Raw genomic sequence first — 12,026 nt, forward strand, 5'->3', positions numbered from 1 at the left:
GGCTTGCCCGCGAAGACGTCAGTTCAGTCAGAACGCCATTGGCTGACATTGCGCCTTCACGAGCAAGCTCGCTCCCGCTGGGGATTAGCGCCCACAGGTTTAATTCATCTGCCGCTCGACACGATCCCGTCCGCCCTGCTTCGCCGCGTAAACCCCTGAATCCGCGCGCAGCAATAGCGAATCAGCCCCCTCTCCCGGTCGCCAACTGGCGATACCGAAACTCGCGGTGACCACGCCAACCACATCCACCGGCGCGCTGCGAAGGCCCTGCCACAACTTCACGGCCAACCTGTACGCATGTTCACCGTCAATGTCCGGACACAGCACCATGAACTCCTCACCACCCAAGCGGCAAAACACATCCGTACGCCGCAACCGGTGGCCAATACGCTCGCACACGGCTTGCAGCACCCGATCACCCACCGCGTGACCATACTGGTCGTTGATGCGCTTGAAATGATCGATGTCGAGCATGATCACCGACAGCTCACCCCCACCCCGCTCAACCCGAGCCATTTCGCTGGTCAGTCGTTCCTGGAAGTAGCGACGGTTGTGAATGCCGGTCAACGAATCTGTCACCGACAGTGCTCGCAGTTCCTCCTGCACTCGCTTGAGGTCGGAAATGTCTGAAATGTAGCCGTGCCACAGCACGCCCCCGCCCGGCAGCTCTTCGGGCGTCGCTTCACCGCGAACCCAGCGCACGCCGCGCTCGGGTAACTGCACGCGGTACTCCTCGCGCCATGGGCTGAGGTTTTCAGCCGACGCACGAATCGATTTGCGCACGCGGGTGATGTCCTGCGGGTGAATGCGAGAAAAGACCGCCTCGGCGTCGAGCAACAGCACGTCCGGCTCAAGTTCGTAGATTTCCCGGATGCCGTCGCTGGCGTAGATCACGCTGAAACGCCCACCGAACTCCATTTTGAATTGATAGATGCCGCCCGGGACATGGGCACTGAGCTTCTTTAACAACACGTCCCGCGCCGCCAGTGCCTCGTGCACCCGCTTGCGTTCGGTGATGTCGATGCAGATCGCCAGATGCCCGACCCAAAGGCCTTGCTCATCGAGAACCGGTGTTGCGAGCATGTTCACCGGCAAATGACTGCCGTCGTGGCGTACCAGCGTCCATTCACGCGCTTCGTGACCGCCCACTTCTCCCCCCTCGACCAACATCGCCTGACAGGTCGGAATGGTCTTGCCATAGCGCGCGCTCAACTCGGCAGAGCGCGCCGTCAACTCACGCGTAAGGTGCAGGTTTTCCAGGGTCATGTGGCCGACGACATCGGCGCTGCTGTAGCCCAGCATCTGTTCCGCACCCGGGTTGAAAGTGTTGATCACGCCGCGCAAATCAGTGGCGATAATCGCTACTTGCGTGGCGGCATTCAGCACGCCACGCAACTGGCCGTGGGCGCCGCGCAGCTCCTGCTCGCGGGCATGCAGTTCCCGGGTGCGTTGCTCGACCAGGCGCAGGGCTCGTTGACGCTGACTGACCAGTACGTAGAGCAAGGCACTGAGCAAAAGACTGAGCATCGCCCCCAGTACCACCAGGCTGCTGATGGAGGAGAGATTGGCCTGCAGGAACGCTTCGCTGGGCTGCATTTCAACCTGATAGTCGTGGTCAGCCAGGCGCAACAGCCGGGTCGATTCCAGATCGCTCGCCCCGGGTTTGTTCGCCGATTCGTACAGCACCTCGTGTTGCTCGGCGGTGGAGAGGTCGAGAATGCGCACCGTCAGGAAATCATGGTTTTCTTCAGGCAACCCGTCCGCGAGCAACTGACGCATGCTGATCACCGCCATGACGTAGCCTTGCGGCATTGCGCCCGGCGCGCCTGCGCGGTTGACCGGCGCCAGCAGCAATACTCCCCGCGCATAGGCCGGCTCGATGCTGACCAGATGCAACGGTTGCGAGACGGCCATACGGCCGGTGTGATCGGCGCGCTCCAGCGTTGCACGGCGCAGCGGCTGCGCCAGCAGGTCATAACCCAACGGGGCCGGCAAGCGACTCTGGGTCTGGGTGTAGAGCACCGGCACGTACTCGGCGCGATCCCCCGCCACTTGCAACTGGCCGTCGGCGCTCAGTTCGCGAAAGGTAAAGGTGCTCAAGCCCTCGTCACGGACCGCCTGCTCCAGCGCAAGTCGCTGTGCACGCGGCACGCGAGGGGCGTAGGAATAGGCTTGAGTACGCAACAGCAGGGGTTTGGCATAACCATCGAACTCGGCGCGGGACACCGATTGGGAGTTGACGAAGAAGCGGCGCAAGCCGTCCAGGCGCTGTTCCTGATCCTGAAAGCGCTCTTCGATGCGGCTGTAGCGTTCATTGGCCAGCAGTTGAAAACGCTGATGCAATTGTTGCTGCAACTGATTGAGGGTCGCCCAGGCGAGCAGCCCCGTGAGAATCCCGCCGGCGAGCAATACCAGCATCGCGACCAGCCAGGCCGAGACGTCTTCGCTGATAAAACCCAGAATCTTCGGGCGCACGGGGTGCAACGACATAAGGGCCACTCACTACGCCACTATTGCGGAAAACGCCATTGGCCATGAGTGAGTTATAGCTATTAGCCACTAATTTGGCTAGCACTGAGAGAATCCAAGAGCCTTTAAAAATCAAGGCTCTGTGGATCCAATCTTTCCAAGCGTCAACGAGCCGTGATTTTCCAGGCGCGGTGAATCTTGGTGTTACGGGCGAAATCCGGATCAAGGGTCTGCGCGCTGATTTCCTCGACCGCATAACGCTCGGTCAAATTCTCCTCCAACTCGAACTTGCGGAAGTTGTTGGAGAAGTACAGCACGCCCCCCGGCGCCAGGCGAGCCATGGCCAGGTCGATCAACTGCACCTGATCACGCTGCACGTCGAAAATCCCTTCCATGCGCTTGGAGTTGGAGAAAGTCGGTGGATCGATGAAGATCAGGTCGTACTCGTCCCGGCAGTTCTCCAGCCACGCCATCACATCGCCCTGCTCCAGACGGTTCTTGTCCGAGTAGCCGTTCAGCGACAGGTTACGGCGCGCCCAATCGAGGTAAGTCTTCGACAGGTCAACGCTGGTGGTGCTGCGTGCACCGCCCTTGGCCGCGTGGACGCTGGCCGTCGCGGTGTAGCAGAACAGATTGAGGAAGCGCTTGCCGGCAGCCTCTTTCTGAATGCGCATGCGGATCGGCCGGTGGTCGAGGAACAGGCCGGTGTCGAGGTAGTCGGTGAGGTTGACCAGCAACTTCACGCCGCCCTCGCTGACTTCGTTGAACTTGCCCTGTGCGCTCTGGCGCTCGTACTGCTTGGTGCCGCTCTGGCGTTCGCGGCGCTTGACCACCACGCGGTTCTTGTCGACGTTCAGCGCCTGCGGAATCGCCGCCAGGGCATCGAACATGCGGGCCGAGGCCTTTTCCGGGTCGATGGACTTCGGCGCCGCGTATTCCTGGACATGCACCCAATCGTGGTACAGGTCGATGGCCATCGAATACTCAGGCATGTCGGCATCGTAGACGCGGTAGCAATCAATGCCTTCGCGCTTGACCCACTTGCTCATGGCCTTGAGGTTTTTTTGCAGACGGTTGGCAAACATCTGCCCGCCTTCGCTCAAGCGCGGCTGCTCGATCACTGGCGCAGGGGCTGGCGTCGGTTTGATCGGATTGCCGTTCTTGTTGAATTTGCGCTCTTGTGGCTCGTCCGGGGTTTGATCGTAAGCGGCTTGCTCACGCTCGGCCTGACGCTGTTCCGGTGTGCGACGCTCACCGGTGACAAACTGATCCGGCAGCACTTTGATCAACAGCAGCTTGCACGGCAGCGCACCGTTCCAGAACGAATACTGCTTGTGGCTGCGAATGCCCATGCGCTTGCCCAGATCCGGCGCGCCGGTGAACACCGCCGCTTCCCAGTTCAGGCAGGCCTGACGCAGGCGCTCGCCGAGGTTCTGGTAGAGGTAAAGCAGGCTGGCTTCGTCACCCAGACGCTCGCCGTACGGCGGGTTGCAGATCACCAGACCTTTCTGGTTCTGATCCGGACGCGGCTCGAACGTCGCGACTTCGCCCTGGTAGATCTTGATCCACTCGCTTAAACCCGCACGTTCAACGTTGTTGCGGCCCGGTTGAATCAGGCGCGGGTCCGCTTCGTAACCGCGAATCCACAGCGGCGTCTTGGCCAGACCGGCAGCGGCACGCTGGGAAGCTTCTTCGTGGAGTTTCTTCCACAGCGCCGGGACGTGACCGAGCCAAGCGGTGAAGCCCCACTGTTCACGACGCAGGTTCGGCGCCATATCGGCGGCGATCATGCCGGCTTCGACGAGGAACGTACCGACACCGCACATCGGGTCAGCCAGCGCGCCGCCTTCAGCCGCAATGCGCGGCCAACCGGAACGGATCAGAATCGCCGCCGCGAGGTTTTCCTTCAACGGTGCCGCGCCCTGCTGCAAGCGATAGCCGCGCTGGTGCAGGCTGTGGCCGGAAAGGTCGAGGGACAGAATGGCTTCGCCGCGATCCAGACGCAGGTGAATGCGCAGATCCGGGTTCAGCTTGTCGATGCTCGGGCGATCGCCCTGCGGGGTACGCAGTTTGTCGACAATGGCGTCTTTGACTTTCAAGGCGCCGAAGTGGGTGTTGTCGATACCCGAGCCGTGTCCACTGAATTCAACGGCCAGGGTGCCGTCGCTGAGCATGTGGTCCTGCCACTCGACGTCGAGCACGCCGTGGTACAGGTCTTCAGCGTCTTTCATCGGAAAACGCTTGAGCACCAGCAGCACACGGTTAGCCAGACGCGACCAGAGGCACAGGCGATAAGCGGTTTCCATGGTCGCCATGCCACGCACGGCGGACGTGTGCTCGCGGGCGTCTTCAAGGCCAAGCCCGACGGCTTCCTCGATGAGCAGGCCTTCAAGGCCTTTGGGGCAAGTGAGGAAGAGTTCGAAACGATCGGACATGGTTTTTCCAGAGCCTTTGGCTAGTGAATCGGCAACGCATTGCCGATCCGGTTTTCAATCAGGCGCTTTTCTAAAAGAACGCCCGCGTGGCACGAAGGTGTGCCATTCCATCCCCGCTGCTCGGGTTAAAAGAGCTTAGATGCAAGGACAGATAAAAACGTGGTGAAACAAATTGCCGTAAAACGACCCTTCGTCGAATAGTACCTGACGCTAAACGTGGGTCATTCTCACTAAAGAATTAACCCCATCATCCAGCGCGGAGCCGATCATACCGGGGTTTGCCTAAAGAACACCCATGAAACCCGTCGGTACTTATGGCAATAGCACTATTTTTGTTACGTGCTTATGACAAAACGATCATTCCATCGGTGTGACTCATTGGTTAGAACTGAGCACAGGTTGACGTTGAAACGGCGTCAACACCTTGGCTCGCCACGCCGGCAGCGAGCCGCCAACGGCAGGAGATTTCTGCCAGACCTCGATTGAGGTCAACGCGTCAAGAACAGTCAACAAGTGAGGGAAACACCCTATGAGAAGACTTAAGCGTGATCCGTTGGAAAGAGCATTTTTGCGCGGATATCAATATGGCGTTGGTGGAAAATCCCGTGAGCTTTGCCCATTTACTCTACCGTCGGTACGCCAAGCCTGGATCAACGGCTGGCGAGAAGGACGCGGCGACAACTGGGACGGTATGACCGGCACTGCGGGAATCCACAGACTCAACGAACTTCACGCCGTCGGCTGACACAGGGCATTTACTCCGACACGACAATCTGAATGTTTAACGCATTAACCACGCACGTCCTTCCCGGACGGCGGGCTGCGGCCCAGGGGCTCCTTCGAGGAGCCCTTTTTTATGCCTGAATGATCATTTTTTGTGCTGGATCACATAACCTGCGAAATCAGCGCAGGGCAGCGATGGCGTCGACCGACTCACGAATCAACGCCGGGCCTTTATAGATGAAGCCAGAATAAATCTGCACCAGGCTCGCACCGGCCGTGATCTTCTCAGCCGCATGTTTGCCTTGCGTGATACCGCCAGCGGCAATGATCGGCAAACGACCACCCAACTCACCCGCCAGCACCTTCACCGTGTGCGTGCTCTTGTCTCGCACCGGCGCGCCCGACAGACCACCCGCCTCATCACCATGCTCCATGCCTTCAACACCCACACGGCTCAGGGTGGTATTGGTCGCAATCACCGCGTCCATCCCGGTTTCGATCAACGCTTGCGCGACCTGCGCAGTTTCTTCGTCAGTCATGTCCGGAGCGATCTTGATCGCCAGCGGCACATGTTTGCCATGACGCAACGCCAGTTCGGCGCGGCGCGTGGCCAGGTCAGCCAGCAACTGTTTGAGCGAATCACCGAACTGCAAACTGCGCAGACCCGGGGTGTTCGGCGAGCTGACGTTGACCGTGATGTAACTGGCGTGGGCGTAGACTTTGTCCAGGCAGATCAGATAATCGTCCACGGCACGCTCGACCGGGGTGTCGAAGTTCTTGCCAATGTTGATGCCCAGCACGCCTTTGTATTTGGCCGCTGCGACGCGCGCCAGCAGGTTATCGACACCGAGGTTGTTGAAACCCATGCGATTGATGATCGCCTCGGCTTCCGGCAGGCGGAAAATCCGTGGTTTCGGGTTGCCTGGCTGTGGGCGTGGAGTCACGGTGCCGATTTCGACAAAACCGAAACCCAGTTGCGCGAAGCCGTCGATGGCCGCGCCGTTCTTGTCCAGACCGGCCGCCAGACCCACCGGGTTCGGGAACTCCAGCCCCATGACCGTCACCGGCATCTTCGCCGGTGCCTTGCACAGCAAGCCATTGAGGCCCAAACGCCCACCCGCGCCGATCAGATCCAGCGACAGATCGTGGGAGGTTTCCGGGGAAAGTTTGAACAACAGCTGACGGGCCAGGGAATACATGGGCGGCGATGACTCGGGCGGCGAAAAGAGGCGGCGATTATAGCCGTGCATCGACCTGCCGTGCGAGGCGCACACGCAAATCGTGGCGACTGGCATATGCCTTGCACTTTCATCGTCATCAGCTCACAGGCCAACGGCGGCGTGCGGGCAATGACAATGGCGTCGTCCTCGGGTTTTGCCTGCGCAAAGCCTGGGACGGCGTTTTTTTTGAAGGCGGCTTTTGCAGGTGCACTCGATGAATGAACCCTCCGTCGGGCCGCTGGCCTGGGTCAACGGCAGTGATGCCCCGGAAAAAAGCGCAATCAACCTGGGTTTCATGGCCCTGAGCGATTGCGCCTCCGTGGTCGTCGCCGCCACTCAGGGCTTTGCCCAACCTTATGGGCTGACCCTGAACCTGAAACGCCAGACGTCGTGGGCCAATTTGCGCGACAAACTGGTCAGCGGCGAACTCGACGCCGCCCACAGCCTCTACGGGCTGATTTACGCGGTGCACCTGGGCATCGGCGGTGTTGCTTCGACCGACATGGCAGTGCTGATGGGCCTGAATCAGAACGGCCAAAGTCTCAACCTGTCCCACGGTCTGCAAAACCTCGGCGTGACCAGTCCTGAAGCACTGGATCGTCATGCGCACCAAAGCCGCGCAAAACTGACCTTCGCCCAGACGTTCCCCACCGGCACTCACGCGATGTGGCTTTATTACTGGCTGGCGAGCCAGGGCATTCATCCGTTGCAGGATGTTGAGAGCGTGGTGGTGCCGCCACCGCAAATGGTCGCGCACCTGCAAGCCGGGCGCATCGATGGTTTTTGCGTCGGGGAGCCGTGGGCAGCCAGCGCGGTACAGCAGGATCTTGGTTTTACATTGGCCACCAGCCAGACCATCTGGCCCGATCACCCGGAGAAGGTTCTCGGCTGCACCCGTGCCTTTGTCGAGCAATACCCCAACACCGCGCGGGCGTTGGTGATGGCGATCCTTGAAGCCAGTCGTTTTATCGAACAAAGCCCGCAGAATCGCCGCAGCACTGCGCAGTTGCTCAGCGCGCCGCAATACCTGGACGCGCCGACGTCGTGTATCGAACCGCGCTTTCTCGGTGACTATGCCGACGGCTTGGGCAATCGCTGGCAAGATCCTCACGGCTTGCGCTTTCACGGCAAGGGCGAAGTCAATTTGCCGTACCTGTCCGACGGCATGTGGTTCATGACTCAGTTCCGCCGCTGGGGGTTGCTGCGCGAAGATCCGGATTACCTCGCCGTCGCCCGCCAGGTTCAACAACTCGACATCTACCGTGAAGCCGCGACCGCCGTGGGCGTTGCCGCGTGGGCTACGGACATGCGCAGCAGCGAGTTGCTCGACGGCAAAGTCTGGGACGGCAGCGACCCGGCCGGTTACGCCCGCAGTTTCAAGCTGCACGCCCTGGGCGACGACGCTCCCCTTCTCGCCCGACGCTGACAGGAGACCGTGAACATGTTGCGTATTCTGCTGATCAACGACACGGCGAAAAAAGTCGGACGTCTGAAGACCGCGCTGACCGAGGCGGGTTTCGAGGTAATCGACGAGTCCGGCCTGACCATCGATCTGCCCGCGCGCGTCGAAACAGTGCGCCCGGACGTGATTCTGATCGATACCGAGTCACCCAGTCGCGATGTCATGGAGCAAGTGGTACTGGTCAGCCGCGACCAGCCAAGGCCGATTGTGATGTTCACCGACGAACATGACCCCAGCGTGATGCGTCAGGCGATCAAGTCCGGGGTCAGTGCCTACATCGTCGAAGGTATTCACGCACAACGGTTGCAGCCGATTCTTGATGTGGCCATGGCCCGCTTCGAGAGCGATCAGGCCTTGCGCGCGCAACTTCAGGCCCGCGACCAGCAACTGGCAGAACGCAAGCGCATCGAACTGGCCAAGGGTTTGTTGATGAAGATGAAGGACTGCAACGAGGAAGAGGCCTACACCCTGATGCGCCGCCAGGCCATGAGCCGCCAGCAGAAGCTGATTCAGGTGGCGGAGCAGATCATTGCCATGAGTGAGTTGCTGGGCTGAAACCGATATCGCGAGCGTGCGTACCTTGATCTCAACCTGTTGGCACAAATCTGGCTAGGCATTCAACACAGGTAACCAACGGCGGTTGCCCCACCCTCGACAAAGACGTCGCTCACCCGTTCGCCCCTCCCGGCGAGTCAGGTAGCGGCGTTTTTTCGTTTTGGCCCCACAGACCGGGGTCGGTGGTGCGGCCGTGGCGGCGCCCCACCTGCTGTGCATGACTCCTTTCGAGACTCTTTTCAGCTGAGGTGCGCGATGAATTCAAGCTTCTGGAAATCCGGCCATACCCCGACCCTGTTCGCAGCCTTCCTCTATTTCGACCTGAGCTTCATGGTCTGGTACCTGCTCGGCCCGTTGGCGGTGCAGATCGCCGGCGACCTGCACCTGACCACTCAACAACGCGGCCTCGTCGTCGCCACACCGATCCTCGCTGGCGCCGTACTGCGCTTTGTGATGGGCATGCTCGCCGATCGCCTGTCACCAAAAACTGCCGGAATGATCGGCCAGGTCATCGTGATCTGTGCACTGTTCGGCGCCTGGAAACTTGGCATTCATAGCTACGAACAGGCGTTGATACTGGGCCTGTTCCTCGGTATGGCCGGCGCGTCGTTTGCCGTGGCCCTGCCATTGGCGTCGCAGTGGTATCCGCCGCAGCATCAGGGCAAAGCCATGGGCATTGCCGGTGCGGGTAACTCCGGCACCGTGTTCGCGGCACTGATCGCCCCGGTACTGGCTGCATCCTTCGGCTGGAGCAACGTCTTCGGTTTCGCCCTTATTCCGTTGATCCTGACACTGGTGCTGTTCACCTTGCTGGCGAAAAACGCCCCCCAGCGGCCAAAACCCAAAGCCATGGCTGACTACTTCAAAGCCCTTGGCGACCGTGACAGTTGGTGGTTCATGTTTTTCTACAGCGTCACCTTCGGTGGTTTCATCGGCCTGGCGAGCGCCCTGCCCGGCTACTTCAACGATCAGTACGGTTTGAGCCCGGTGACCGCCGGTTACTACACCGCGGCCTGTGTGTTCGGTGGCAGTTTGATGCGGCCACTGGGCGGCGCCCTGGCTGATCGTTTCGGCGGCATCCGCACCTTGCTGGCGATGTACACCGTCGCGGCTATTTGCATCGCGGTTGTTGGTTTCAACCTGCCAAGTTCCTACGCGGCGCTGGCGCTTTTCGTCTGCACCATGCTCGGTTTAGGGGCAGGCAATGGTGCGGTTTTCCAACTGGTCCCCCAGCGTTTTCGTCTGGAAATCGGCGTCATGACCGGGCTGATCGGCATGGCCGGCGGTATCGGCGGTTTTGCGTTGGCGGCGGGCATGGGTGCGATCAAACAGAGCACCGGCAGCTATCAATTGGCGCTGTGGTTGTTCGCCAGTCTTGGCGTGCTGGCGTGGTTTGGTCTGCACGGGGTCAAGCGTCGCTGGAGAACCACCTGGGGGTCGGCGGCGGTGACGGCGGCGCGGGTCTGAAGAGTCCATGGCCCTGCAACTGAGTTTTGCCCAGGCCAGTGCCACCGGCCCGCGCGCGGAGAATCAGGACGCCTTGCGTCTGGTCACGCCCGCTCCGGCGCTGGCAGCGAGCAAAGGTTATCTGTTCGCCATCGCCGACGGTGTCAGCCAATGCGCCGATGGCGGACTCGCTGCACGCTCGACCTTGCAGGCCCTGGCGCTCGACTATTACGCCACACCGCAAACCTGGGGCGTGGCGCAGGCACTTGAGCGCTTGCTGATTGCGCAGAATCGTTGGTTGCAAGCCAACGGCGGTGGGCAACCGCTGCTCACCACAGTCAGCGCTTTGGTCATGCGTGGCCAGCGCTTTACCCTCGCCCATGTCGGCGATTGCCGGGTCTATCGCTGGCAGGCCGACCGCTTGCAGCGCATCTCCCAGGATCACGTCTGGGAGCAGCCGGGCATGCAACACGTACTCAAGCGTGCGCTGGGGCTGGATCAGCATCTGGTGCTGGATTTCCTTGATGGTGAGCTGCGCGCGGGCGAGTGTTTCGTGCTGCTCAGCGATGGCGTGTGGTCGACCCTGAGCGATACCGCGATTGCGGCCATTCTGCGCGACCAGCCGGATCTCGACAGCGCCGTACAGACGCTGGTCAACGCCGCGCACCTGGCGGGCAGTCAGGACAACGCCAGTGCTTTGCTGGTGCGGGTCGATGCCGTCGGTGAAGCGAGCATCGGTGACGCATTGATTCATTTGCAGCAATGGCCACTGCCGCCGCCGTTGAAAAACGGGCAGATGTTCGAAGGCTGGCAGGTGCAAGGCGTTGTCGGCAAGAGCCAGCAATCGCTGCTCTATCGAGTCATTGATGGGCAAGGTCGGCGCTGGTTGCTGAAAACCCTGCCGACGCGTCTGGCCGATGATCCCCAGGCCGGGCAGGCCTTGCTCTCGGAAGAATGGTTCCTCAAACGTGTCGCCGGCAGACATTTTCCCGAAATCCATGCTGGCCATCAGCGTCAGCATTTGTACTACGTGATGCGGGAATATGCCGGGACGACGCTGGCGCAGTTGTTTCAACAAAACGCTCCACTGCCCCTGGCGCAATGGCAAGACATTGCCGAGCGCTTGTTGCGGACGGTGGGGCTGCTGCATCGGCGGCAGATCCTGCACCGCGACATCAAGCCGGAGAATCTGCATCTGGGCGACGACGGGGAGTTGCGGCTGCTGGATTTCGGTCTGGCATATTGTCCGGGGCTTTCGCAGGACACGCCTGCCACATTGCCCGGCACACCGAGCTACCTCGCCCCGGAAGCCTTTCGCGGCGACCCACCGAGTGCGCAACAGGATCTGTACGCGGTAGGCGTGACGCTCTATTTTCTGCTGACGGGGCACTTTCCCTATGGCGAGGTCGAAGCCTTCCAGCGGCCACGATTCGGCGTGCCGGTGAGTGCCGGTCGCTACCGCCCGGACGTACCGGAATGGGTCGCACAAAGCCTGGAGCGCGGTGTGGCTGGCGACCCGCAACAACGATTTGAAACAGCGCAAGAATGGTTATTGGTGTTGGAACAAGGGGAACGACGCAGCCTCAGCGTGCGGCCCAGGCCTTTATTGGAGCGTGAGCCTTTGAAGGTCTGGCGGACGATGGCGTTGCTGGCCTTGTTGGGGAATCTGGTGCTGCTGGTTTTGTTGTTTCACAGTTGAGACCGCGAAAGCGTCGG

General features: G+C 60.7%; 8 protein-coding genes. 5 read left to right on the top strand and 3 right to left on the bottom strand.

Translation table 11 applies throughout. The features are described from left to right. Positions 1-99: 99 nt before the first annotated feature. Positions 100-2,490 carry a sensor domain-containing diguanylate cyclase gene (locus AACY18_RS12165; protein WP_339464966.1) on the bottom strand — a complete coding sequence of 797 codons (2,391 nt, stop codon included), beginning with the start codon at positions 2,488-2,490 and terminating at the stop codon, positions 100-102. A gap of 143 nt (positions 2,491-2,633) precedes the next feature. Next, the gene (gene rlmKL / locus AACY18_RS12170; RefSeq protein ID WP_339432465.1) at positions 2,634-4,904 is read right to left on the bottom strand and encodes a bifunctional 23S rRNA (guanine(2069)-N(7))-methyltransferase RlmK/23S rRNA (guanine(2445)-N(2))-methyltransferase RlmL; all 2,271 of its coding nucleotides are present in this window, start codon (positions 4,902-4,904) and stop codon (positions 2,634-2,636) included. Positions 4,905-5,433: 529 nt separating this feature from the next. On the opposite strand from rlmKL, the gene rmf reads away from it, so the two are divergent. Continuing rightward, entirely contained in the window at positions 5,434-5,649 is a 216-nt protein-coding gene (rmf, locus tag AACY18_RS12175; RefSeq protein ID WP_003223300.1) for a ribosome modulation factor, read from the top strand. 157 nt (positions 5,650-5,806) lie between these two features. Here rmf and AACY18_RS12180 read toward each other — a convergent pair whose 3' ends face one another. Next, a complete protein-coding gene (locus AACY18_RS12180; RefSeq protein ID WP_339432466.1) occupies positions 5,807-6,826 on the bottom strand; it encodes a quinone-dependent dihydroorotate dehydrogenase in 1,020 nt (339 codons plus the stop codon). 235 nt (positions 6,827-7,061) lie between these two features. Here AACY18_RS12180 and AACY18_RS12185 point away from each other — a divergent pair, with 235 nt between their 5' ends. The 4 genes from AACY18_RS12185 (at position 7,062) to AACY18_RS12200 (ending at position 12,009) form a co-directional block, all read left to right on the top strand. Continuing rightward, complete coding sequence (locus tag AACY18_RS12185) at positions 7,062-8,273, top strand: CmpA/NrtA family ABC transporter substrate-binding protein (protein ID WP_339464968.1); 1,212 nt, start codon at positions 7,062-7,064, stop codon at positions 8,271-8,273. 15 nt (positions 8,274-8,288) lie between these two features. Next, positions 8,289-8,864: an ANTAR domain-containing response regulator gene (locus AACY18_RS12190; RefSeq protein WP_339432468.1), complete on the top strand. Its 576-nt coding sequence runs from the start codon at positions 8,289-8,291 to the stop codon at positions 8,862-8,864. Between the two features lie 255 nt (positions 8,865-9,119). Continuing rightward, entirely contained in the window at positions 9,120-10,331 is a 1,212-nt protein-coding gene (locus tag AACY18_RS12195; RefSeq protein WP_339432469.1) for a nitrate/nitrite transporter, read from the top strand. A gap of 7 nt (positions 10,332-10,338) precedes the next feature. Next, entirely contained in the window at positions 10,339-12,009 is a 1,671-nt protein-coding gene (locus AACY18_RS12200) for a bifunctional protein-serine/threonine kinase/phosphatase (RefSeq protein ID WP_339432470.1), read from the top strand. Positions 12,010-12,026 lie beyond the last annotated feature (17 nt).

The organism is Pseudomonas sp. EA_65y_Pfl2_P74 (genome assembly GCF_963970575.1).
Lineage (GTDB): Bacteria > Pseudomonadota > Gammaproteobacteria > Pseudomonadales > Pseudomonadaceae > Aquipseudomonas > Aquipseudomonas baetica_A.

Excerpts from the sequence above, each read along its gene's own strand:
- rmf (WP_003223300.1), top strand. The coding sequence starts at position 5,434 with ATGAGAAGACTTAAGCGTGATCCGTTGGAAAGAGCATTTTTGCGCGGA.
- AACY18_RS12200 (WP_339432470.1), top strand. The coding sequence starts at position 10,339 with ATGGCCCTGCAACTGAGTTTTGCCCAGGCCAGTGCCACCGGCCCGCGC.
- AACY18_RS12195 (WP_339432469.1), top strand. The coding sequence starts at position 9,120 with ATGAATTCAAGCTTCTGGAAATCCGGCCATACCCCGACCCTGTTCGCA.
- AACY18_RS12190 (WP_339432468.1), top strand. The coding sequence starts at position 8,289 with ATGTTGCGTATTCTGCTGATCAACGACACGGCGAAAAAAGTCGGACGT.
- AACY18_RS12185 (WP_339464968.1), top strand. The coding sequence starts at position 7,062 with ATGAATGAACCCTCCGTCGGGCCGCTGGCCTGGGTCAACGGCAGTGAT.
- AACY18_RS12165 (WP_339464966.1), bottom strand. The coding sequence starts at position 2,490 with ATGTCGTTGCACCCCGTGCGCCCGAAGATTCTGGGTTTTATCAGCGAA.
- rlmKL (WP_339432465.1), bottom strand. The coding sequence starts at position 4,904 with ATGTCCGATCGTTTCGAACTCTTCCTCACTTGCCCCAAAGGCCTTGAA.
- AACY18_RS12180 (WP_339432466.1), bottom strand. The coding sequence starts at position 6,826 with ATGTATTCCCTGGCCCGTCAGCTGTTGTTCAAACTTTCCCCGGAAACC.